Below are 23,595 nucleotides of genomic sequence, written 5' to 3'. Positions count from 1 at the left end.
ATCAAATAAAGCAATAACCCCGACCGAAAGGCCGGGGTTTTTTGCGTTCAGGCTCCGGGAAAAAAAGCCGCAAAACTGCGCATAGAGTGCATTTTTGAAGATACTGCACGAAATAAAACCTTAAATAAGGTCTTCCGGGTGGTTAAAATTGCGAAATGCAGACTCTGCATGGGCAAATAAAACACTGTGTCCCCCTGCCTGCTGAAGAAAAAGCAACAATTTACGATCCCCACCGGCCAGGTAGTGCTGCAGTGAACCCGCAAGACTGTGGTGCAGCAGCGCCAGGGTGGGATGCTCACGATCTTCTGTACGTGCCCACACTGCTCGTGCCTCCTCTTTATGCTGCCAGAGATGCTGAACCAGATCGGCAGGCAGGCTGGGCGTATCGCAAGACGTAAAAATAACCCATTCTGTTTGTGCCTGTTGCAGGGCGGTCAGCATGCCCGCTAACGGACCCGGGAAGTCAGACAACGTATCTGATATCACCGGAAATCCACTCTGTTGATATACCTCAATATTACGGTTGGCATTAATCCATACAGTAGTGACCTGGGGCTGTAAACGCTGTAAAACGTGTTGATACAGCGGCCTGTTCTGCCACAGTATGAGTCCCTTATCTTCGCCACCCATACGACTGCCTCGCCCGCCGGCCAGGATCACACCGGTTATTGCTACAGGGATTGGCGGTGAGTCGATCTTCATTTGTTTTATACCCTATGCTTACTCAGGGTTTCTTTATACAGGGACAACAGCATGAAATGCCATCGCCTTAACGAATTAATCAGCTTGCTGCAACCGGCCTGGCAACAGGATCCGGATTTGAATCTGGTCGCATTTTTACAGAAGTTAGCCGATGAAGCCGGCTTTAAGCAGCCTGTGAGTGAATTAACCGATGATGTACTGATCTATCATCTTAAGATGCGCGGCAGCGACAAAAATGCTGAAATCCCGGGTCTGAAGAAAGATTATGAGGATGATTTCAAGACGGCACTCTTGCGCGCGCGCGGAGTGATTAAGGATTAAATCAGCCTGCCGCCCGGTCGCTGAGACCATTTAATGATATTCTTGCACCTATTCTTTACTGATGATCAGCGAGCCTCCCGGATGAAAGAACCTGCCTTTAACTTCCACGCCCTCACGCCAGATACTATCCTTGATGCGCTGTGGGAAACCGGGCTGCGGGTTGAATCTGGCCTGACGGCGCTCAACAGTTACGAAAATCGCGTGTATCAGTTCTCTGATGATGACAAACGGCGCTACGTGGCCAAGTTTTATCGACCGCAGCGCTGGTCGCAGGAGCAAATAGAAGAAGAGCATCAGTTCGCCACAGAACTGTTTGCCGATGAGATCCCGCTGGCTGCTCCTCTGACCCTGCAGGGCTCAACGCTTCACCAGCATCAGGGTTACTGGTTTGCCGTCTTTCCCAGCCTGGGGGGACGTCAGTATGAAACCGATAATTATGACCATCTGGAGTGGGTAGGCCGTTTTCTCGGACGCATTCACCAGGTTGGCCGTCGCCAGACGTTTGCTGCCCGACCCACTATCGGTTTACAGGAGTATATCGATGAGCCGTTACAGGTTCTGACAGACAGTCCGCTGGTTCCGTCTAAGCTAAAAAGCGATTTACTGGCCAGTATTGGCCGGCTGCGCACAACTTTACAAAACTGCTGGCATACTCAGTGGCAACCTCTGCGACTGCACGGCGACTGCCATCCGGGGAATATTTTATGGCGCGACGGTCCATTGTTTGTGGACCTGGACGATGCGCGTAATGGCCCGGCAGTGCAGGACCTGTGGATGCTGATTAATGGTGACCGTCAGGAGCAAAGGCTGCAATGGGATATTTTGCTGGAGGCCTACGAGGAATTTTGTGAGTTCGACACTCATGAATTGTCACTGATTGAGCCTTTACGTGCTATGCGGATGGTTTATTATCTTTCGTGGGTTGTCCGCCGCTGGCAAGACCCGGCTTTCCCGGCCAGTTTTCCGTGGATGACGGATGAGGATTTCTGGCGCCGACAGATTTCCACTTTTAACGAACAGAACAAGCTGCTGCAGGAACCCCCGCTCCAGCTTGCGCCTGTTTTCCAGGTGTGATCACCCTTTGGTTCGCCTATTGAGATGTATTCAGGAGAGAGTTTGACGATGAAAAAGATTTTGTTTGCGCTCGTTGGTATGGTTCTGGCATTCAGCGCTTCTGCCGCACAATTTACCGATGGTCAGCAATACGTTACGCTGGATAAACCGGCGACTGGCGAACCTCAGGTTCTCGAGTTCTTCTCATTCTTCTGCCCACATTGCTATCAGTTCGAGCATGTCTGGCATGTAAGCGATGCCGTGAAGAAAGCGCTGCCGGCTGACACAAAAGTGACCAAGTACCATGTTGAGTTCCTGGGTGGCGAAATGGGTAAAACCGTGACGCAGGCCTGGGCTGTGGCGATGGCGCTGGGTGTGGAAGACAAAGTCACTGCCCCTATTTTTGAAGGTGTTCAGCAGACACAAACCATCACCGATCCGGCCAGTCTGAAAGCGGTATTTGTGAAAGCTGCGGGTATCAAGCCTGAAGAGTATGATGCTGCCTGGAACAGCTTCGTGGTGAAATCGCTGGTCGCCCAGCAGGAGAAAGCCGCTGCTGACCTGGATTTGCGTGGCGTGCCTGCGATGTTCGTTAATGGTAAATATATGGTGAACAATGGTGGCCTGGATACCAGCTCACAGGAAAACTTTGTTCAACAGTATGCCAACGTGGTGAAGTTCCTGATTTCTCAAAAGTAAGCCCCTGACGATTTGCAACACGCCGGCCAGCCCGGCGTGTTTTACCCTTCGCGACAAAATTATTATCGTAAAAATGTGCTTTCCTCAGTGAGAGATCGCGGATCTTAACTCACGGGCGTCAATTTATATCCACATCACTCATATTACATAAAACCTAAAGCTATTCCTGGTGTGAATAAATAACCAAATGATTATAAAGAAAAAATAATCGTACCTTTTCAGTTTTCCGCACAAGTTATTCCATGTTGGTAAATTTACACACAAACTTATCCACAGAACGTTCATGCGAAGTGCTGCGCAAAATGACCACCTGATGTGGATTAATCGTCGTTGAGATTTCATCTTTCAGGGTCAGCTGTGGCATCCTTACTCCTAATCAAAAACCAAAGAAGAACGTGACGACTTATGGCTCAAATTGCAGAAAACCCGCTGATTCTGGTAGATGGCTCTTCCTACCTGTACCGTGCTTATCATGCGTTCCCTCCGCTGACCAATAGCGCAGGCGAACCCACCGGTGCAATGTACGGCGTATTAAATATGCTGCGCAGCCTGCTGCTGCAATATAAGCCAAGTCATGTGGCAGTGGTATTTGATGCCAAGGGTAAAACCTTCCGCGACGAATTATTTGAAGAGTACAAATCACATCGCCCGCCGATGCCGGACGATTTGCGTGCACAGATTGAGCCGCTACACGCGATGGTAAAAGCGATGGGGTTGCCGTTGCTGGCGGTTTCCGGTGTGGAAGCCGACGATGTCATCGGTACGCTGGCACTGGCCGCAGAAAAGACCGGAAAACCCGTACTGATCAGTACGGGTGATAAAGACATGGCTCAACTGGTGTCACCCAATATCACGCTGATCAACACCATGAATAATGCAATTCTGGGCCCGGATGAGGTGGTGGAGAAATACGGTATCCCACCGTCATTGATCATTGATTTCCTCGCCCTGATGGGCGACTCCTCCGATAATATTCCTGGCGTGGCAGGGGTGGGGGAAAAAACCGCCCAGGCCCTGTTACAGGGGCTGGGCGGTGTAAAAGATATCTATGACAATCTGGATAAAGTGGCAACGCTGACGTTTCGTGGCGCGAAAACCATGGCGGCCAAGCTGGAGCAAAATAAGGAGATGGCTTTCCTCTCCTATCAGCTGGCAACAATTAAAACCGATGTTGAGCTGGAATTAACCAGCGAGCAGTTGACGGTGAAAGAGCCTGCAGTGGAAGAACTGCTCGGATTGTTTAAGCATTACGAATTCAAACGCTGGATTGTCGATCTGGAAGAGGGGAAATGGCTTCAGGGCAATAAAGGCAACGTTGCTGCGAAGAAAGTTGCTGTGGCTGAAAGCCAGCTTGCCGTGGAGGAATCCACCCGCGTGCTCTCTTCAGAAGGCTATGTCACCATTCTTGACGAAGCAACGTTCGACGGCTGGATGAAGAAATTACAGCAGTGCGCGCTGTTTGCCTTCGATCTGGAAACGGACTCACTGGATACTCTCAGTGCCAATATTATCGGGCTGTCATTTGCCACTGCTCCCGGAGAGGCGGCCTACCTGCCTGTGGCACATGACTACCTTGATGCCCCGGAGCAGTTAGATCGTCAAGCGGTGCTGGCACGTCTTAAGCCGCTGCTGGAGGACCCGAAAGCACATAAAGTCGGCCAGAACCTCAAGTACGATCGCGGCGTGCTGGCAAACTATGGTATCGAATTGCAGGGAATCGCGTTCGACACCATGCTGGAGTCCTATGCGCTGAACAGCGTAGCGGGTCGCCATGATATGGATACGCTTGCAGCCCGCTGGCTGAATCATAAAACCGTCACTTTTGAAGAGATTGCCGGCAAAGGCAAAAATCAGCTGACATTTAACCAGATTGCTCTTGAGGAGGCGGCACACTATGCCGCAGAAGATGCCGACGTCACGCTGCAGCTGCATCTGAAAATGTGGCCAGAGCTGGAAAAAGAAGCGGGGCCGAAAGCGGTCTTCGCGCAGCTTGAGATGCCGCTGGTACCGGTTATTTCACGTATTGAACGTAACGGTGTGTTGATTGACCAGAATATACTGGCGGCGCACTCGCAGGAGCTGGGGAGTCGTCTGGCGGAGCTGGAGCTGAAAGCCCATGAGCTGGCAGGCGAACCGTTTAACCTCTCTTCCCCGAAGCAGCTACAAACTATCCTGTTTGAAAAGCAGGGTATCAAGCCGACGAAGAAAACCCCGGGGGGAGCGCCGTCGACCAGCGAAGAGGTGTTAGCCGAGCTGGCGCTGGACTATCCGCTGCCGAAAGTGATTCTGGAGCATCGTGGCCTTTCCAAGCTGAAGTCCACCTATACTGATAAGCTGCCGCTGATGATTAATCCCCACAGCGGACGCGTGCATACTTCGTATCATCAGACGGTCACCGCGACGGGCCGCCTCTCTTCCAGCGATCCAAACCTGCAGAATATCCCGGTGCGTAACGATGAAGGACGACGCATCCGTCAGGCCTTTATTGCACCGAAGGGATATCGCATTGTCGCGGCTGACTACTCCCAGATTGAACTTCGCATCATGGCGCACCTGTCACAGGATAAAGGATTGCTTACAGCCTTTGCCAGCGAACAGGATATCCACCGTGCTACCGCGTCTGAAGTCTTTGGCGTGCCGCTGGATAAGGTCAGCGGAGAGCAGCGCCGAAGTGCCAAGGCCATTAACTTTGGTCTGATTTACGGCATGAGCGCCTTTGGTCTGTCGCGTCAGCTCAATATTGGTGCCGGAGAAGCGAAGAAGTATATGGATCTCTATTTCGAACGTTACCCTGGGGTGCTGCAGTACATGGAAAGCACCCGCGAGCTGGCCGCAGAGAAAGGCTACGTGTCAACGCTGGACGGCCGGCGTCTGTACCTGCCTGATATTAAGGCCAGCAATGCCATGCGTCGTAAGGCGGCTGAGCGGGCGGCGATCAATGCCCCTATGCAGGGGACCGCGGCGGATATCATTAAACGCGCCATGATCGCTGTTGATGCGTGGCTGATGCCTGAGACCAGCGGGGACGTAAAAATGATCATGCAGGTACACGATGAGTTGGTGTTCGAGGTTCAGTCCACTGCCGTGGACGCGGCATCGGCGAAGATTCGCGAATTGATGGAAGGCAGTATGAAACTGGACGTTCCGCTACGGGTTGATATCGGCGTGGGCGATAACTGGGATCAGGCACATTAAGGTTTAACCCCGGTGCGGCGGGCTGTTTTGATTCTCAGCACAGCCTGTCGCTTTACACGGTTCAGCTCTTCGTCGTTTTCCCTGCTTAACGTCACCTCTGCTAACCGTCTCAGCTAAAACACTTTTTTAGTAATTAAGCTACATGTTCGATGGTTTTCTGTGACTTGAGTTGGATAATGGATGTTGTTTTCTGAAAATTAACTACAAAAAACCCTTTTGAGCGCTCAAAAAATGAGGTAAAGTTTCAGACGTAGGGTACAGAGGTAAGATGTTCTATCTTTCAGACCTTTTACTTCACGTAATCGGATTTGGCTGAATATTTTAGCCGCCCCAGTCATTTATGACTGGGGCGTTTTTTATTGTCTTTTACCCGTCACACCTGACATCACCGCTGGGTCAGCGGCGATCACCTGTTCCGATGGTTTTATGTTCGCATGAGGCAAGAAAGAGTGTCTTGCTGCACAGTCAGACGGTGGGTGACAGATCGCCGTTCTTAGCCGGTGACTTCTTCTTCCGTTGCCGGAGGAATATCGCGGTACCAGCTGTCCAGCTTCTGGCTCAGTTTATCCACGCCAATTTTTTTCAGGGATGAGAACGCTTCAACATCCACCGTACCGAGGAAGGTTTTTGCTTCTTCACGTACCGCATTCAGCTGTGCTTTACGCGCGCCGGAGGCCAGTTTGTCGGCCTTGGTCAGCAGGATCAGGACTTCAATTCCACTCTGTACCGCCCACATGACCATTTGACGGTCGAGATCTTTCAGCGGATGGCGAATATCCATCAGCACAACCAGCCCTTTCAGACAGTGACGATCGCGCAGATATTCTGCCAGCGCGCGCTGCCATTTTAACTTCATCTCTTCGGGAACCTGCGCGTAGCCATAGCCTGGCAGGTCGACCAGGCGGTAACCTTCCGCCACCTGGAACAGGTTAATTAATTGGGTACGCCCCGGCGTTTTACTGGTACGGGCGAGGCCCTTCTGATTGGTCAGCGTATTCAGTGCGCTGGATTTACCTGCGTTAGAACGTCCGGCAAAAGCAACCTCAATGCCGGTATCGGCAGGCAGGTGGCGGATATCAGGGGCGCTGGTGACAAAATGGGTGACGTGATAATTCCAGCCAGACAAAATAGATACTCCAGATAAAAAAGGGCAATTTCGCTGATTATACCCTGTATGGCGTCAAAGCGCCCGGTAAGACACTGTCCGAGCGGCCGCTGTGAGACATTGACCATTGGTGTTGCCAGCACTCTCTGCATTTAATATTTTTAAAAATGGATTTTTTACTAATTTTCAGTGGGTTAAAAAAACACCTAAAAAAACAGAGTAAAAATTACCTGCATCACCTTGTTTGCTGGACGGGTTAGTCTACATTTGTAGCCAGAAACAGGATATTTCACTTCAGGATGAAGCGCTCATGGAGTATCAGGACGATCGCGGGCGGGGCAGGAGACGTGCACAGGCGTGCGCGACAGGGACTCAGGAAGGTTCACAGGATTGAGCAAAGGCAAAGGAAAACAGGGATGCTGGCTGCTAATAAGGACGCTGACAATGTCAGTCCTTCCGCGGAAGGTGCGAAAAAAGGCGACAGGGTGACCTGGCGCCTTTTTTCTTTGCCTGCTTTCTGCTAGATTTCGCGGCAATTCTATACTGAAGATAAACGTCTGAGAGCAGAAACCATGAAGCAACCCGCACGCACGCCCCAGGATAAAAAACCGGGAGCTAAAGTGAAACGTAAAACGCGTGATGAGATCAACCAGGAAGCGCGTGACCGCAAACGTGATAAAAAGCACAGCGGCCATGCTTCCGGTAGCCGCGCGAACCCGGTCACTGAAAGTCAGAAAAACGCCAACGGCAAACCGGCTAAAGATCCGCGTATTGGTAGTAAAAAACCGGTCGCGCTGGGTAGTGATGCAGTGGCCAGCAAGCCAAAGCCGGTTAAAGCCGCGAAGCCCGCCCCCGAGAAAAAAGTGAACCTGTCGCCGGAAGAAGAGCTGGCGAAGCTGGAAAATGATGAGCGTCTGGATACCCTGCTCGATCGTCTGGAAAATGGCGACGCCCTGTCGGCAGAAGATCAGGCCTGGCTCGATGCCTCACTGGATCGCATTGATGTCCTGATGGAACAGTTAGGTATTGCCCTGGACGATGGTGCTGAAGATGAGCAGGCAGAAGAAGATATGTACCGTCTGCTCAAGGGCAAGGATTGATCGCCGGCGATAGCCTGTTTCTCTGACGTTCCTTGAGGCAGCGCAAATTAGCGCTGCCTTATCCTTACAGGGTTTTTGGTGATGATTTGGCCTGGATCAATTATTGCGCTGATTCTGCTGTGCTGGCTGGGGTGGTTATTCGTTAAACTACAGCGGCTATCGCGGCTGAAAACCCGGCTGCGCAGCAGGATCGTCAGCCAGCAGCTTCCTGTCACGCGGCGGTCAGTGCGACGACGATAAGGGAAGTGAGCATGAAAACGCAGACCACCGAGTGGGATCTCCCACTGATCCAGAAGTACAACATCGCCGGCCCCCGCTATACCTCTTATCCGACCGCCCTCGAATTCCGTCAGGATTACGATGAATCCGCCTTTTTGCAGGCAACGCAACGTTATCCCGATCGCCCTCTGTCGCTGTATCTGCATATTCCGTTTTGCCACCGACTTTGTTACTTCTGCGGCTGTAATAAGCAGGTGACGCGCCAGCAGCATAAGGCAGATGAGTATCTGGATGTGCTGGTGCAGGAAATTGCCGAGCGTGCGCCGCTGTTCCGCCAGCGTACGGTGAGTCAGATGCACTGGGGCGGCGGTACGCCGACGTTTCTCAACCCGGCTCAAATCGGCCGCCTGATGGCCTGCCTGCGCCAGCATTTTCACTTTGCCACGGACGCTGAAATCTCGATTGAAGTCGATCCGCGAGAAATTGAACTCAACGTGCTCAACCATCTGCGTGCAGAAGGCTTCAACCGCCTGAGCATGGGGGTACAGGATTTCAATAAGCAGGTGCAGGAGAAAGTGAATCGCGTACAGGATGAGGCGATGATCTTTGCTCTGATGGCCCGGGCGCGTGAGCTGGGCTTTGCCTCCACCAATATTGATCTGATTTACGGCTTGCCCCTGCAGACGGCAGAGAGCTTTGCCTTTACCCTGCAAAAGGTCGTTGAGCTTGATCCTGACCGTCTCAGCGTTTTTAACTATGCCCATATGCCGGCGCTCTTTCCGGCCCAGCGTAAAATTAAGGATGAAGACCTGCCCGACGCCCGGGAAAAACTGGATATTTTACGGCAAACCATCGCCACGCTGACGGCACAGGGGTATCAGTTTATTGGTATGGACCATTTTGCCCGCCGTGACGACGAACTGGCGATGGCACAGCGCGCGGGCGAGTTGCATCGTAATTTCCAGGGCTACACCACGCAGGGCGACAGCGACCTGCTGGGCATGGGCGTGTCTGCCATTAGTATGATCGGGGACACTTACGCGCAGAATCAGAAAGCGTTGAAGCACTATTATGCGGATATCCGGGCAAAAAAAACGGCCCTGTGGCGCGGTCTGCAGCTCAGCGAGGATGACTGCCTGCGTCGTGACGTGATTAAAAGTCTGATCTGCAATTTTGCGCTGTCCTTCAGCGAGATTGAAGCCCGTTATAGCATCGATTTCCGCCGGTATTTTGCCGCCGATCTTTCAGCGCTGCTGCCTCTGATTGAGGACGGGCTGGTGGAATACCAAGATAATGGCCTTGTGGTCACTGCTAAGGGACGATTGCTGATAAGAAACATCTGTATGTGCTTTGATCGCTACCTGCGGGAGAAAGCGTCTGGCGCGCAATTCTCACGGGTGATCTGACTGGTGGGTGTGAAGGAAACAACAGGTCGGCCCCTGCGGCGATCTCACGGGTAGTGACCTGCGGGGATGTTGCAGGGGCGGACCTTTTTTCCGATCCGCCCGGATGACGTACCTGACGGTTATTCCATTCCCAGCTCTTTCAACTTACGGGTCAGCGTATTCCTTCCCCAGCCCAGCAGACGCGCGGCTTCCTGCTTATGGCCCTGAGTATGACGCAGGGCGGTGGTGAGCAGGGTCCGCTCCATCTCTGGCTGGGCTTCTGACAGCAGGTTTTGATGACCGGAACGCAGCGCACGGTCTGCCCACTGTGCCAGCAGCGTTGCCCAGCTGTCCGGTAGGGACTGTACCGGGTTTTCCGGGGTCGAGGTTTCAAACAGCTCCGGCGGCAGATCCTGAATCAGTACTTCCTGTCCGGCGGCCATCACGGTCAGCCAGCGGCAGGTATTCTCCAGCTGACGAACGTTACCGGACCAGTGCAGACGCGTCAGTGCGGTTTCTGTTTCCGGATGCAGAATTTTGGCCTCCACACCCAGTTCACGTGCGGCGACCTGGAGGAAATAGCGCGCCAGACGTGGAATATCTTCCCGACGCTCGCGCAGCGGGGGCAGATGCACGCGGATCACGTTCAGGCGGTGAAAGAGATCCTCACGGAATTTTCCTTCATGCACGCGCAGCTCAAGGTTCTGATGGGTGGCGGCAATAATACGCACATCCACCTTCACCGGGGCGTAGCCGCCGACGCGATAGAACTGGCCATCGGCCAGCACGCGCAGCAGGCGGGTCTGCACATCCAGTGGCATATCGCCAATTTCATCCAGGAACAGCGTGCCGCCGTCGGCCTGCTCAAAGCGTCCCTGACGGATCTGACTGGCACCGGTAAAAGCCCCTTTTTCATGACCAAACAGTTCGGACTCGATCAGGTCTTTGGGGATCGCGGCCATATTCAGGGCGATAAACGGCGCTTTGGCGCGCGGACTGTGCCGGTGCAGCGCGTGGGCCACCAGTTCTTTACCGGTACCCGACTCGCCGTTGATCAGTACGCTGATCGACGAGCGCGACAGGCGACCGATAATACGGAACACATCCTGCATCGCCGGGGCTTCACCGATAATATCCGTGGTAGGGCCACTCACCGGTTGATTACGCGGCTGCTGCTGTTCCTGGTAGTGACTGATGGCACGTTCAACCAGCGCCACCGCTTCATCAATATCGAAAGGCTTGGGCAGATAATCAAAGGCGCCCTGCTGATAGGCGCTCACGGCGGCATCCAGGTCGGAGTGCGCGGTCATAATGATGACCGGCAGCATCGGGTGTCGCTGCTTGATCTGCTTCAGCAGAGCCAGACCATCCATCCCGGGCATGCGAATATCTGACAGTAAAACGTCCGGGGTTTTGCTCGCAAGCGCTTCCAGCACCTCACTGGCGCTGTCAAACGTTGCACAGGTTAAACCGGCTCCAGTGAGCGCGCGTTCAAGCACCCAGCGGATGGAGCTGTCGTCATCGACGATCCAAACTATCCCTCGTTGCATAGAAACCTCACTGGCGAATAGGCAGGTAAATCGAGAATTCAGTGTGTCCAGGCCAGCTGTGGAACTCTATTTTTCCCGAATGCTGATCGATCAGGCTGCGGGCTATGGATAATCCCAGCCCGGTGCCGCCCTCGCGGCCGCTCACCATCGGATAAAATAGCGTGTCCTGCAGCTGTGCCGGAATGCCGGGGCCGTCATCCTCAATATCGATGCGCGCCACCAGGCGATAGCGTGTGCCGTGCAGCGTAAGCTGGAACGCCGTCCGGGTTCGTAAAATAATGGTGCCACCTGCCTCACCCAACGCCTGCAGGGCATTGCGTACGACATTCAACAGGACTTGCTCTATCTGGTCGGGATCGTGCGGCAGCTCCGGCAGGCTTGGGTCGTAATCACGAACCAGCGACACATTGTCGGGCAGCTCCATCGACACCAGATTGACCACCCGTTCCGCGACCTGATGGATGCTCTGTGTCACATGCATCCCCGGCTGTTGCGGGCCCAGCAGGCGATCGACCAGATTGCGCAGGCGGTCGGCCTGTTCAATGATGACCTTGGTGTATTCCGTTAACGCCGGGTCGGGAAGCGCTTTGGCCAGCAGCTGCGCTGCGCCACGTAACCCCCCCAGCGGGTTTTTAATTTCATGAGCCAGACCGCGCACTAAATCACGCGCGGCGACCTGCTGCGCATGTTGAAGCTGCTCCTGACTGAGACGGCGCTGATTGTCCATCGGTGCCATTTCCAGCAGAACAAGTCCATCGGGCAGACGCTGTGCAGTCAGCGACATCACGTGCGCCCGGCTGTCGACCACCAGGGTGACTTCGCTGTCGGTAAAGCCTTGTCCTGCGTCCAGACTTTCGAGCATGACCTCAATATTCAGGGAAAAATACCCCATTAACTCCGGCAGGGGAGTACCAAACAGCTTGCGGGAACTTTGAGCCAGCAACTGCTGTGCAGCGGGGTTGGCGTAATGGACCACCAACTCACTATCAACCAGCAAAATACTGTTGATCAGTGAATTAAGGATCTGCCCAGCATCGGGCGGCGTGCCGGTAGCCATACAGCGTTCTCCTGAGGAATTTTTGCACCAATTTAGTGCATTATAGCCATATAACCCGAAAATCATCCCGTAAACAGGGAATTTGCGGTGAAAAAAGCCCATCCTGAGATGGGCTGAAAGTTTCCACGGCAACAAAACCCCGGACGCCTTTCACGTCGCAGCGTGATGGGCTCCCTCCGTTACCCGAATGGCCTGGTCTTACCCGGCACATCGGGCTTCCTTTGGCCGCCTTACTACAACGTAAAGGGCACCGGGCTTACTTCAAACTTAAGGCGATGTTAAACGCTGTAATACAGTTCGAACTCAACCGGATGCGGTGTCATACGAACACGGTCCATTTCAGCTTTACGCAGTTCAATGTACGCTTCGATTGCATCGTCAGTGAACACGCCACCACGGGTCAGGAACTCGCGGTCTTCGTTCAGGGCCGCCAGGGCTTCGTCCAGAGAACCTGCCACTTTTGGGATCTCGGCTTCTTCTTCCGGTGGCAGGTCGTACAGGTTTTTATCCATGGCATCGCCAGGGTGGATCTTGTTGATGATGCCGTCCAGGCCAGCCATCAGCAGTGCAGCGAAGCACAGGTATGGGTTTGCCGCCGGGTCAGGGAAGCGCGCTTCAATACGACGGGCTTTCGGGCTGGCAACCACTGGGATACGGATAGACGCAGAGCGGTTACGGGCAGAGTAAGCCAGCATTACTGGTGCTTCATAGCCCGGGACCAGACGCTTGTAAGAGTTGGTGGTCGGGTTGGCCAGGGCGTTGATGGCTTTAGCATGTTTGATCACACCGCCGATGTAGAACAGAGCCATTTCAGACAGGCCGCCGTATTTGTCGCCAGCGAACAGGTTAGTGCCGCCTTTTGACAGAGACATATGGCAGTGCATACCAGAGCCGTTATCGCCAAACATCGGTTTTGGCATAAAGGTCGCTGTTTTGCCGTAAGCGTGAGCAACGTTGTGGACGACATATTTGTAGATCTGAATTTCGTCAGCTTTTTTGGTCATGGTGTTGAAGCGGGTAGCCACTTCGTTCTGACCGGCCGTGGCCACTTCGTGGTGGTGAGCTTCAACCACCAGACCCATCTGCTCCATGGTCAGACACATGGCAGAACGGATGTCCTGCGCGGAGTCAACTGGTGGCACCGGGAAGTAGCCGCCTTTCAGACCTGGACGGTGGCCTTTGTTGCCGCCTTCGTACTCTTTACCGGAGTTCCAGTAAGCTTCGATATCATCGATAGCGACGTGAGAACCGGACGTGCTGCTGCCGAAACGGATGTCATCAAACAGGAAGAACTCTGGCTCTGGCCCAAACAGAACGGTGTCTGCAATGCCGGAAGAGCGCAGGAAATCTTCAGCACGTTTGGCGATGGAACGTGGGTCACGATCGTAGCCCTGCATGGTGCCTGGCTCGAGGATGTCACAACGGATGATCAGGGTAGAATCTGCAAAGAACGGGTCAATGACCGCCGTGGTGGCGTCAGGCATCAGAACCATGTCGGATTCGTTGATACCTTTCCAGCCACCAATGGAGGAGCCGTCAAACATTTTGCCTTCTTCGAAGAAGTCAGCATTAACCTGATGAGCGGGGATAGTCACGTGCTGCTCTTTACCTTTGGTGTCAGTAAAACGCAGGTCAACAAATTTGACTTCATGCTCGTTCATCATCGACAGAACGTGTTCAGCGGACATACTTAACTCTCCTGGATTTTGTCATTGTCGTCGTGACAGTGAACTTCACGGGTGCGCTTTGCGTTTCAGGGCGCTTACTCCGATAATAAAGATCTCTGCCGCGCTATCAACCGTTGTGGAAACTGGCGTTTTTCGCTTAAAGAGTAATTGCGAAATCTATGCCAACTTTTTTATTTCATGAAAAAAGCGCTATGATGCACCCTCTCGTGAAACGGGGACTGCACCACAATGGAAGTCGCGCACCATTTTGGTGCTATTGAGTGATTAATGGGCACTGTTTTGGTGCAATTTTTCGTCACAGTGCAATCTTTGCACTGAAAATGGCTATAAAAGCAATCCGGACAGTTATCTTTATATGAAATATGTGATCCTGTTCAGTCCTTCGATTAATCCGTGTACAATAGCGCGCTATTTCTAAATGCCTGAGGCAAAGCTGTGATCGAAAATTTGCGTAACATCGCCATTATTGCCCACGTTGACCATGGTAAAACTACCCTGGTTGATAAGTTGCTGCAGCAGTCCGGGACCTTTGATGCCCGCACCGAAGCAACCGAACGCGTAATGGACTCCAACGATTTGGAGAAAGAGCGTGGGATTACCATCCTCGCAAAAAACACCGCCATTAAATGGAATGACTACCGCATCAACATCGTGGATACCCCAGGACACGCCGACTTCGGCGGTGAGGTAGAGCGTGTGATGTCTATGGTCGACTCGGTGCTGCTGGTTGTGGATGCAATGGATGGCCCGATGCCGCAAACCCGTTTCGTGACCAAAAAAGCGTTTGCTAATGGTCTGAAGCCGATCGTGGTAATTAACAAAGTTGACCGCCCTGGCGCGCGTCCTGACTGGGTTGTTGATCAGGTCTTCGACCTGTTCGTTAACCTTGATGCGACCGATGAGCAGCTCGACTTCCCGGTGATCTATGCGTCTGCCCTGAACGGCATCGCAGGTCTGGATCACAACGATATGGCGGAAGACATGACCCCGCTGTACGAAGCGATTGTTCAGCACGTATCACCACCACAGGTTGAACTGGAAGCCCCGCTGCAGATGCAAATCTCTCAGCTGGACTACAACAACTACCTGGGTGTTATCGGTATCGGCCGTATCAAACGCGGTAAAGTTCGCCCTAACCAGCAGATCACTGTGATCAACAGCGAAGGCAAAACCCGTAACGCGAAAGTCGGTAAAGTTCTGACCCATATGGGCCTGGAGCGTATCGAAGCCACTGAAGCGGAAGCTGGCGATATCATCGCTATCACCGGTCTGGGCGAGCTGAACATCTCTGACACTATCTGCGACCCGCAGAATGTGGAAGCGCTGCCAGCCCTGAGCGTTGATGAACCGACCGTAACCATGTTCTTCTGCGTTAACACCTCTCCGTTCTGCGGTAAAGAAGGCAAGTATGTGACGTCACGTCAGATTCTTGATCGTCTGAACAAAGAACTGGTGCATAACGTGGCACTGCGTGTTGAAGAAACCCCTGATGCTGACGCCTTCCGCGTCTCAGGTCGTGGTGAGCTTCACCTGTCAGTACTGATTGAAAACATGCGTCGTGAAGGTTTCGAGCTGGCGGTTTCCCGTCCTAAAGTTATCTTCCGTGAATTCGAAGGCCGTAAGCAAGAGCCATTCGAAAACGTGACCCTCGACATCGAAGAGCAGCATCAGGGTTCTGTGATGCAGGCGATGGGCGAGCGTAAAGGTGACATGAAAAACATGGATCCGGATGGCAAAGGCCGTGTGCGTCTCGACTACGAGATCCCAAGCCGTGGTCTGATTGGCTTCCGTAACGAATTCATGACCATGACATCCGGTACCGGTCTGCTGTACTCCACCTTCAGCCACTATGACGACGTGCGTCAGGGCGAAGTGGGCCAGCGTCAGAACGGCGTACTGATCTCTAACGGCCAGGGTAAAGCGGTAGCGTTCGCCCTGTTCAGCCTGCAGGATCGCGGTAAGCTGTTCCTCGGCCACGGTGCTGAAGTGTATGAAGGCCAGATCATCGGTATTCACTCACGTTCAAACGACCTGACCGTAAACTGCCTGACCGGTAAGAAGCTGACCAACATGCGTGCTTCCGGTACGGATGAAGCCACTACGCTGGTTCCGCCACAGAAGATGACCCTTGAGCAGGCGCTTGAGTTCATTGATGATGACGAACTGGTCGAAGTGACGCCACAGTCGGTGCGTATCCGTAAACGTCACCTGACTGAAAACGACCGTAAGCGCGCAAGCCGCGGTCCAAAAGAAGCGTAATCACGCTTGCTCAGGGCCGGAGTTTTCTCCGGCCCTGTCCTTCCTGCTTCATCTTCCCCGCAGTTTTCAAAGCCCTCACCTGTTCAGTCTTCCAATTTACCGCTAGAGTGAATAACTCACCGGAACAAAAGGAGATGACCATGCTGTATATCTTTGATTTAGGTAACGTCATTGTTGATATTGATTTCAACCGGGTTCTCGGTGTCTGGAGCGATCTGAGCCGCGTACCGTTAGCGACCCTGCAAAGCCGGTTCAAAATGGGGGAGAGCTTTCACCAGCACGAACGGGGTGAAATCAGTGACGAAGAGTTTGCGCATAAAATGTGTGAAGAGCTTGAGCTGCCCTTAAGCTATGAGCAGTTTGCTGCCGGCTGGCAGGCCGTGTTCATCGGTGTGCGCCCGGAGGTGATTGCCATTATGCAGCGGCTGCGTGAGCAGGGAGAACGCGTCGTTATCCTCTCCAATACTAACCGCCTGCACTGCCAGTTCTGGCCAACGCAGTATCCTGAAGTTCAGGCTGCCGCAGATAAAATTTATCTGTCGCAGGAGATGGGTGTACGGAAACCTGAGCCGGAAATTTTTCAGCGTCTGTTAAACGAAGAAGATTTCTCCGCCGAAGAGGCGATCTTCTTTGATGATAATCCCGATAATATCGAAGCTGCACGTCAGGCAGGCATACACAGTTTGCTTGTCACCGATGCCAGCGTGCTGCCTGCTTTCTTTGCCGATCGTCGCTGAATGTCTGTTTTGAACCATTACCGACACCGGTTGCGGGCCTTCTGGGCGTGGATAAAGCTACTCTGGCAGCGTATTGACGAGGACGGCATGACGATGCTGGCCGGGCATCTGGCGTATGTATCTCTACTGTCGCTGGTGCCGCTGATTGCCGTTGTCTTTGCGCTGTTTGCCGCCTTTCCGATGTTTTCGGACGTCAGCGTTCAACTGAAAAACTTTGTCTTTAACAATTTCGTGCCGGCGGCCGGTGCCACTATCCAGAACTATCTGGAGCAGTTTGTTGCCAATGTCAGCAAGATGACCGCCGTGGGTGTTGGCGGCCTGGTCTTTACCGCGCTGTTGCTGATGTATTCGATTGATACTGCCCTCAACGTTATCTGGCGCAGTAAACGTAAGCGACCGCTGGTCTACTCCTTTGCGGTCTACTGGATGATTCTGACGCTGGGGCCGCTGCTGGCGGGAGCGAGCCTGGCGATCAGCTCCTATCTGCTGTCGCTGCACTGGGCAACCGTCAGCGGTGTCAGCATGCTGGTCGACATCGGACTGCGTATTTTCCCGCTCCTGCTCTCCTGCCTGTCGTTCTGGCTGCTGTACAGCATTGTTCCCACCACTCAGGTGGCAGGACGCGATGCACTGGTAGGGGCTGTCGTGGCGGGTGCCCTGTTCGAACTGGGTAAAAAAGGCTTTGCGCTGTATGTTACGATGTTTCCCTCGTACCAGTTGATTTACGGCGTGCTTGCCGTTATCCCCATTCTTTTTTTATGGGTGTACTGGACGTGGTGTATCGTTTTATTAGGGGCGGAAGTGACCGCCACGCTGGGCGACTACCGCCGGCTTAAACAAGAAGAACAAGAAAGAGAAAACGAGGGATCATGATTGCCTTAATTCAACGGGCGCTTTCTGCCAGCGTCACCGTGGCGGGGGAAACCCTCGGCGAGATTGGGCCGGGTTTGCTGATTTTGCTGGGCGTAGAGAAAGGGGATACCCCGGGGACCGCACAAAAGTTAGCGGATAAGGTGCTGGGTTACCGTATTTTTGCCGATGAAAACGACAAGATGAACCTGAACGTGCAGCAGGCGGGGGGCAGCGTGCTGGTGGTGTCCCAGTTCACGCTGGCAGCCGACACCAAAAAAGGGATGCGCCCAAGTTTTTCCGGCGGTGCTGCGCCGTCCGACGCTGAAGAGCTGTATGAATATTTCGCTGCCTGCTGTCGTGATAAAGGTATCGCCACGGAAACCGGGCGTTTCGCCGCTGATATGAAAGTGGCGCTGATTAATGATGGCCCCGTAACCTTCTGGCTGCAGGTGTGAAGTCGTTAGCCGGACGGCACAGAAGTGACCTTGCGGGACCTGAAAGAGAGAACCATTTTATGTATCACCTCCGTGTGCCAGAAACTGCAGAAGAGTTAGATATCTATTACCAGTTCCGCTGGGAAATGCTGCGTAAGCCGCTGCATCAGCCGATGGGGTCGGAGCGTGACGCCTGGGATGCGCTGGCCCACCATCAGATGGTGGTGGATGAGAAAGGGGACCCGGTGGCCATCGGGAGGCTGTATATTAATGCCGACAACGAAGCCGCTATCCGTTTTCTGGCGGTCCACCCCTCCGTGCAGGGCAAAGGCCTGGGCACGCTGGTGGCGATGACCCTGGAGTCGGTGGCGCGTCAGGAAGGGGTTAAGCGCGTCGTCTGCAGTGCGCGTGAAGATGCCGTTGAGTTCTTTTCCAAGCTCGGCTACCTCAACCAGGGTGAGATCACCGCACCGCAGACCACGCCGGTACGCCATTTCCTGATGATTAAGCCGGTGGTGACGCTGGATGATATTCTGCACCGCGCTGACTGGTGTGGCCAGCTCCAGCAGGCATGGTATCAGCACATCCCGCTCAGTGAAAAAATGGGTGTGCGCATACTGCAGTATACCGGCCAGAAATTTATCACCACCATGCCGGAAACCGGCAATCAGAATCCTCACCACACCCTGTTCGCGGGCAGCCTGTTTTCGCTGGCGACGCTGACCGGTTGGGGACTGATCTGGCTGCTGCTGCGTGAGCGGCATCTGGGCGGGACGATCATTCTGGCCGATGCCCACATTCGCTATAGCAAACCGATCAGCGGCAGGCCGGGCGCGATTGCTGACCTGGGTTCTCTGAGTGGCGATCTTGACCGGCTGGCGCGTGGCCGTAAGGCGCGGGTGCAGCTTGAAGTTGAGCTGTTTGGTAACGATGAGTCGGGTGCGGTGTTTGAAGGGGTGTACATTGTACTGCCCGCCGACCCGGACGGCCCGTTGGAGCCGGGCGTGGGCAGCGGGCAATAAAAAAGTGCCTTAGCGGCCCTTTTTCTTGCGGCCCGGCTGGTTAAAGCGTTTACGACCCGCCGGGCTGGCAGCCGCTTTATCTGGCGTTTTTGCCCCGCTGCTGGTGGGCTTTTTCACGGCGGTTTTTTTCGCCGGTGCCTTCTTCGCGGATTTATCTTCGGAGGAGGAGTCCTCGATCAGCTTAAACAGTGCGATCAGCTCATCATCGGTCAAATCCCGCCATTCACCCGGCGGCAGGCCTTTCAGGCTGATGTTCATAATGCGAACACGCTCGAGCTTTGTCACCTCATAGCCAAAGTGCTCTGCCATGCGGCGGATCTGACGGTTCAGCCCCTGTACCAGCGTAATGCGAAACACAAAGGGTGCTTCTTTTTTCACTTTGCATTTTTTGGTCACCGTACCCAGCATCGGTACGCCTGCGCCCAGCCCGCGAATAAACTCTTCCGTCACCGGCTTGTTCACGGTCACGATATACTCTTTTTCGTGATCGTTACCGGCGCGCAGGATCTTGTTCACCAGATCGCCGTGGTTGGTCAGCAGGATCAGCCCCTGCGAGTCTTTATCCAGGCGTCCGATGGGGAACACCCGCTTGCTGTGGTTAACGAAATCGACAATGTTGTCCCGCTCACCGTCTTCCGTTGTGCTGACGATACCAACCGGCTTATTAAGCGCAATCAGCACCAGGTCATCTTCGTTACGCGGTTCAATAAGCTGGCCGTTTACTTTCACCACATCGCCAGCAAAGACCTGATCGCCCACCGAGGCACGCTTGCCGTTGATAAAAACGTTTCCCTGTTCGATGTATCGATCGGCATCGCGGCGTGAGCAGATGCCGCTCTCGCCAATGTATTTGTTCAGACGAATGGATGAATTGGTCAGCATGGTTCCCCCGTAAAAAAACGGACTATACCTTACCCGCGTGAGGTTGCGAAGCCCGGACGGGGCAGATAGTACCCCGAACGAGAATTACTGCGCGCCAGCGACCTGGCCTGCCTGCATGGTCTGTTGCACCGATTTATCGCCTGCTGTCACTGTCAGCGTGCCATTAGCCGACGATTTCAGTGATTGTGCCGCCGACAGATTGCCCTGCAATTTCAGCTGGAGATTGCCGTTACCCTGCAGTGGCACCTGTGGCCAGCCCCAGTCATGTAACACATTCACGGGCACCTGACGGCCACTCAGGGTCAACGATAGCGCACGTTGCGGTTGCTGGCTGAGCGTTGCCAGTCCCTCCAGCATACCTTCATGGCTGAAAGCACTCATCTCCGTCACGTTAATGCTGTTATCCCCGGCGTTGAGTACCAGCGAGGGATGGCGCAGGTCGACACGGTTAAACGTGGCTTCGGCGGCATTGACGCTCAGATCGCCAGACCAGATTCCCCACTGATGTTCACGAGCCATCAGCAGACGGTTGCCGGTGCCGTCCAGGGAGGTCATCTGGAAAGGGAAGTCCGGATTGATATCGATAATCAGGTTGCGATTAGCGCTGAATTTCGTCACTTCCACGCTGTCAAGCCAGGCGGGCAGCGGCTGCATCCAGCGTTCACGCCAGTTGAGCGGCAGGGTATATTCCAGCCCGGCTATGACCAGTTCGTCCAGCGTCAGTTTCCGGTCACTGCGGGTCCAGTTACCCTGTGCACGCACCAGACCGTTGACCCAGCGTGAGCTGAACTGCGTAATGGCGATCCCCTGGGGGGAGAAGTCCATATTGGCAATCGGATCGTTCAACTGCAGGCTGCCATTCACAAAGCTGCTGGCGTTCAGTGACAGCGAGCCGTTATCGCTCTGCCAGTCACCCTGGCTCAGGCTCAGGTTTTTCAAATTCAGGTCGAGATCGGTCACCGCCCAGTCCTGTCCTTCAAGGCGGGCATCGGTCACATCGATGCGATCAAAATGCACTGGCGGCAGCGCACCCAACGGCAGCAGGAAATCGCGCAGCGTCTTATCTGTTTGCAGGCGGATGCTGTTCAGACGCAGGGTGGAAACCTGCCACGTACCGTTTGCATCGCGCTGCGCGCTGGCGGTCACGGAGCCCAGCGCCATGTCCGCCCCCAGGTTACTGAGCTGCAACTGTTGTCCTTTCAGGCTTCCCTGGATCAGCACGTTAGCGGCAGGGATGCCGTTCAGCGTCAGCGAGCCGGCACTCATCTGGAAGCGGGCTTCCTTGCCGAGAAGCTTACCGGCCTCCGGCTTCCACGGCATCACACCGCCATCAACACGCTGTGCCTGCAGCGGCCATTCACCCTCGCTGCGGTTCAGCGCCATCTGGCTGAGTTGCAAACGGTCAGCCTGTAATGAGAGCGGCGCACTTTTTTCACTGAGATTTAGCGTCCCCTGATCAAGGCGAATACTGGCAAAGTGCAGGGGATTGCTGAACTGGATCAGACCCAGGCCCAGATTAACGCGTTTAGCAACCAGCGTGGCGGGCTGACCTTTACGGCCAAAGGAGACGTTATTCAACAGCAGATGGCTGGGATCAGAAAAGTTATGCTCCATTTTACTGAGTGACAGCTCATAATCACTGTCGGCGCTGACCTGGCGACCGATCCAGCCCGCGCCCCACTGCGTCTGCAGCAAAACATACAGGGCAACGACCACCAGCAGTAGAAACAGCAGCAGCGTGAGCAAAACTTTTCCGAGAAACTTCATCGTATCCATCCCTATGAATTCTGGTAATGGCTTGTTATGCCTGATTTATCGCCGCATCTCAACCTGCATGCGGCGACCGGGTGAAATTTCCACACGTCTCCAGAATGACAGGAACCGGTTTATTTTTCCTGCGGGAACACCAGATTCAGAATGATCGCAGTGATACCCCCGGCGGCAATGCCGGAAGAGAGCAGCGTTTTAAGCCAGTCCGGTGCAAATTGCAGTATCAGCGGCTGCTGCGATACGCCGAGGCCGACGGCCAGCGACAGCGCAATAATCATGATAGCGCGGCGGTTAAGCGGTTCACGCGACACAATACGCACGCCGGACGCGGCGATGGTACCGAACATCACAATCGTTGCGCCGCCGAGTACCGGTTCAGGAATATGTTGCACGAAGCCACTCACCGCGGGGAACAGCCCCAGTACTATCAGCATCAGCGAGACAACAAAGCCGACGTAGCGGCTGGCCACGCCGGTAAGCTGGATCACACCGTTATTCTGCCCGAAGCAGGAGTTAGGGAAGGTATTGAACAGTGCGGAAACAAACGAATTCAGGCCGTTGGCCAGCACGCCGCCTTTCAGGCGTTTCATATAAACCGGGCCGCTGACCGGCTGCTCGGAGACATCAGAGGTGGCAGTGATATCCCCGATGGTTTCCAGCGAGGTGACCATAAACACCAGCATCAGGGGGATAAGCAGGTTCCAGTCGATGCCCAGTCCGTAATAAAAGGGCATGGGAAGGGTAATCAGCGCGGTATTGGCCGGTGTCGTATTTTCCGGCAGCATGCCCATGGCCCAGGCCAGCAGGTAGCCTACCGCCATCGCGATCACCAGGGAAGCCACGCGCAGGTAAGCATTACGCTGGCGGTTCAGCAGAATGATCACCGCCAGCACCACGCCAGCCAGCAGCAGGTTTTTTGGCGCCCCGAAGGTGTGATCGTTCATCGCGGCAAAGCCCCCGCCGATGGACGTCAGGCCGACCTGGATCAGTGACAGGCCGATAATCATCACCACAATCCCGGACACCAGTGGGGTAATGACCCGGCGCGCCAGGTGCAGCACGCGCGACAGCGCCATTTCCGTGCAGGATGCCAGCATCAGCGTGCCGAACAGAGCCGCCATCATGGTGGGCACGTCAGCCCCGCCATTTTTCAGCGCCAGGCCGCCCATAATCAGCGGAGTCACAAAATTGAAGCTGGTACCCTGAATCGACAGCAGACCGGAGCCCACCGGGCCCCAGGTTTTTATCTGCAGAACAGACGCCACGCCGGAGGCAAAGAGCGACATACTGATAATATGCTGGGTATCCTGCGCGGGCAGGCCCAGGGCCTGACAAATCAGCAGGGCCGGGGTAATAACCGCGACAAACATCGCCAGCAAGTGCTGACAGGCTGCAAACAGGGTTTGCGGTAACGGTGGGCGATCTTCAAGGCGGTAAATAAGTTCGCTTTTGCCAGTAGCAACAGGGCTACGGTCGGCGGCAGCATCTTGGGTTTCAACGGTCATGTTAAGGCTTCCCGGGGCAACAAAGGGGCGATTTTAATCTTCTTTAGCGCAAAAGCAATC

General features: G+C 54.3%; 21 protein-coding genes. 12 read left to right on the top strand and 9 right to left on the bottom strand.

Annotation, left to right across the window (positions count from 1 at the left end; genetic code table 11):
- Positions 1 to 120: 120 nt before the first annotated feature.
- A complete protein-coding gene (mobA, locus tag IFU29_RS19625) occupies positions 121 to 702 on the bottom strand; it encodes a molybdenum cofactor guanylyltransferase MobA (RefSeq protein WP_191935384.1) in 582 nt (193 codons plus the stop codon).
- Between the two features lie 51 nt (positions 703 to 753).
- Here mobA and IFU29_RS19620 point away from each other — a divergent pair, with 51 nt between their 5' ends.
- From IFU29_RS19620 to dsbA, 3 genes are all read left to right on the top strand, one after another.
- Positions 754 to 1,023, top strand: coding sequence for a YihD family protein (locus IFU29_RS19620; RefSeq protein WP_191935383.1), 270 nt, complete (start codon positions 754 to 756; stop codon positions 1,021 to 1,023).
- Positions 1,024 to 1,104: 81 nt separating this feature from the next.
- Complete coding sequence (locus tag IFU29_RS19615) at positions 1,105 to 2,097, top strand: serine/threonine protein kinase (protein ID WP_191935382.1); 993 nt, start codon at positions 1,105 to 1,107, stop codon at positions 2,095 to 2,097.
- Positions 2,098 to 2,145: 48 nt separating this feature from the next.
- Positions 2,146 to 2,775, top strand: coding sequence for a thiol:disulfide interchange protein DsbA (gene dsbA, locus IFU29_RS19610; protein WP_191935381.1), 630 nt, complete (start codon positions 2,146 to 2,148; stop codon positions 2,773 to 2,775).
- 235 nt (positions 2,776 to 3,010) lie between these two features.
- Here the strand turns inward: dsbA and IFU29_RS22670 are convergent, their stop codons facing one another.
- Positions 3,011 to 3,139, bottom strand: coding sequence for a hypothetical protein (locus IFU29_RS22670; RefSeq protein ID WP_274604303.1), 129 nt, complete (start codon positions 3,137 to 3,139; stop codon positions 3,011 to 3,013).
- A gap of 41 nt (positions 3,140 to 3,180) precedes the next feature.
- Between IFU29_RS22670 and polA the strand changes: the two genes are divergently transcribed.
- On the top strand, positions 3,181 to 5,970 hold the full coding sequence (gene polA, locus IFU29_RS19605; protein ID WP_191935380.1) for a DNA polymerase I: 2,790 nt from the start codon (positions 3,181 to 3,183) through the stop codon (positions 5,968 to 5,970).
- A 268-nt stretch (positions 5,971 to 6,238) separates the two neighbouring features.
- Positions 6,239 to 6,286, top strand: a complete 48-nt coding sequence (locus tag IFU29_RS22960) for a spot 42 RNA, inhibition of DNA synthesis (RefSeq protein ID WP_071892919.1) — start codon at positions 6,239 to 6,241, stop codon at positions 6,284 to 6,286.
- A gap of 177 nt (positions 6,287 to 6,463) precedes the next feature.
- On the opposite strand, the gene yihA is transcribed toward IFU29_RS22960, so the two are convergent.
- Positions 6,464 to 7,096, bottom strand: a complete 633-nt coding sequence (gene yihA, locus IFU29_RS19600) for a ribosome biogenesis GTP-binding protein YihA/YsxC (RefSeq protein WP_191935379.1) — start codon at positions 7,094 to 7,096, stop codon at positions 6,464 to 6,466.
- Between the two features lie 551 nt (positions 7,097 to 7,647).
- Between yihA and yihI the strand changes: the two genes are divergently transcribed.
- Both yihI and hemN read left to right on the top strand, forming a co-directional pair.
- Complete coding sequence (yihI, locus tag IFU29_RS19595; protein ID WP_191935378.1) at positions 7,648 to 8,175, top strand: Der GTPase-activating protein YihI; 528 nt, start codon at positions 7,648 to 7,650, stop codon at positions 8,173 to 8,175.
- A 251-nt stretch (positions 8,176 to 8,426) separates the two neighbouring features.
- Positions 8,427 to 9,800, top strand: a complete 1,374-nt coding sequence (gene hemN / locus IFU29_RS19590; RefSeq protein ID WP_191935377.1) for an oxygen-independent coproporphyrinogen III oxidase — start codon at positions 8,427 to 8,429, stop codon at positions 9,798 to 9,800.
- A 119-nt stretch (positions 9,801 to 9,919) separates the two neighbouring features.
- Here the strand turns inward: hemN and glnG are convergent, their stop codons facing one another.
- The 3 genes from glnG to glnA form a co-directional block, all read right to left on the bottom strand.
- Entirely contained in the window at positions 9,920 to 11,329 is a 1,410-nt protein-coding gene (glnG, locus tag IFU29_RS19585) for a nitrogen regulation protein NR(I) (RefSeq protein ID WP_191935376.1), read from the bottom strand.
- A gap of 7 nt (positions 11,330 to 11,336) precedes the next feature.
- Entirely contained in the window at positions 11,337 to 12,386 is a 1,050-nt protein-coding gene (gene glnL, locus IFU29_RS19580; protein ID WP_062747002.1) for a nitrogen regulation protein NR(II), read from the bottom strand.
- 278 nt (positions 12,387 to 12,664) lie between these two features.
- Positions 12,665 to 14,074, bottom strand: coding sequence for a glutamate--ammonia ligase (glnA, locus tag IFU29_RS19575; protein WP_191935375.1), 1,410 nt, complete (start codon positions 14,072 to 14,074; stop codon positions 12,665 to 12,667).
- A 435-nt stretch (positions 14,075 to 14,509) separates the two neighbouring features.
- Here glnA and typA point away from each other — a divergent pair, with 435 nt between their 5' ends.
- The 5 genes from typA (at position 14,510) to fabY (ending at position 19,378) form a co-directional block, all read left to right on the top strand.
- Positions 14,510 to 16,333: a ribosome-dependent GTPase TypA gene (gene typA / locus IFU29_RS19570; protein WP_062746998.1), complete on the top strand. Its 1,824-nt coding sequence runs from the start codon at positions 14,510 to 14,512 to the stop codon at positions 16,331 to 16,333.
- Positions 16,334 to 16,473: 140 nt separating this feature from the next.
- A complete protein-coding gene (yihX, locus tag IFU29_RS19565; protein ID WP_191935374.1) occupies positions 16,474 to 17,070 on the top strand; it encodes a glucose-1-phosphatase in 597 nt (198 codons plus the stop codon).
- Positions 17,071 to 17,943 (top strand): virulence factor BrkB family protein, encoded by an 873-nt coding sequence (locus tag IFU29_RS19560; RefSeq protein ID WP_062746994.1) that lies wholly within the window; start codon positions 17,071 to 17,073, stop codon positions 17,941 to 17,943.
- Positions 17,940 to 18,377: a D-aminoacyl-tRNA deacylase gene (gene dtd / locus IFU29_RS19555; protein WP_118665119.1), complete on the top strand. Its 438-nt coding sequence runs from the start codon at positions 17,940 to 17,942 to the stop codon at positions 18,375 to 18,377. The genes IFU29_RS19560 and dtd overlap by 4 nt, the downstream gene beginning before the upstream one ends.
- A 59-nt stretch (positions 18,378 to 18,436) precedes the next feature.
- The gene (gene fabY, locus IFU29_RS19550; RefSeq protein WP_062746990.1) at positions 18,437 to 19,378 is read left to right on the top strand and encodes a fatty acid biosynthesis protein FabY; all 942 of its coding nucleotides are present in this window, start codon (positions 18,437 to 18,439) and stop codon (positions 19,376 to 19,378) included.
- A gap of 9 nt (positions 19,379 to 19,387) precedes the next feature.
- On the opposite strand, the gene rluF is transcribed toward fabY, so the two are convergent.
- The 3 genes from rluF to IFU29_RS19535 all read right to left on the bottom strand — a co-directional run bounded on the left by rluF (position 19,388) and on the right by IFU29_RS19535 (position 23,535).
- Complete coding sequence (rluF, locus tag IFU29_RS19545) at positions 19,388 to 20,260, bottom strand: 23S rRNA pseudouridine(2604) synthase RluF (RefSeq protein WP_191935373.1); 873 nt, start codon at positions 20,258 to 20,260, stop codon at positions 19,388 to 19,390.
- 84 nt (positions 20,261 to 20,344) lie between these two features.
- Positions 20,345 to 22,027: an AsmA family protein gene (locus IFU29_RS19540; protein WP_191935372.1), complete on the bottom strand. Its 1,683-nt coding sequence runs from the start codon at positions 22,025 to 22,027 to the stop codon at positions 20,345 to 20,347.
- Positions 22,028 to 22,146: 119 nt separating this feature from the next.
- Entirely contained in the window at positions 22,147 to 23,535 is a 1,389-nt protein-coding gene (locus IFU29_RS19535) for a nucleobase:cation symporter-2 family protein (protein WP_191935371.1), read from the bottom strand.
- Positions 23,536 to 23,595: the final 60 nt, after the last annotated feature.

The organism is Erwinia persicina, from assembly GCF_014838825.1.
GTDB lineage: Bacteria > Pseudomonadota > Gammaproteobacteria > Enterobacterales > Enterobacteriaceae > Erwinia > Erwinia persicina_A.
Note: the sequence above shows the minus strand (reverse complement) of the source record. Positions and strands in the feature narration are given on the sequence as shown.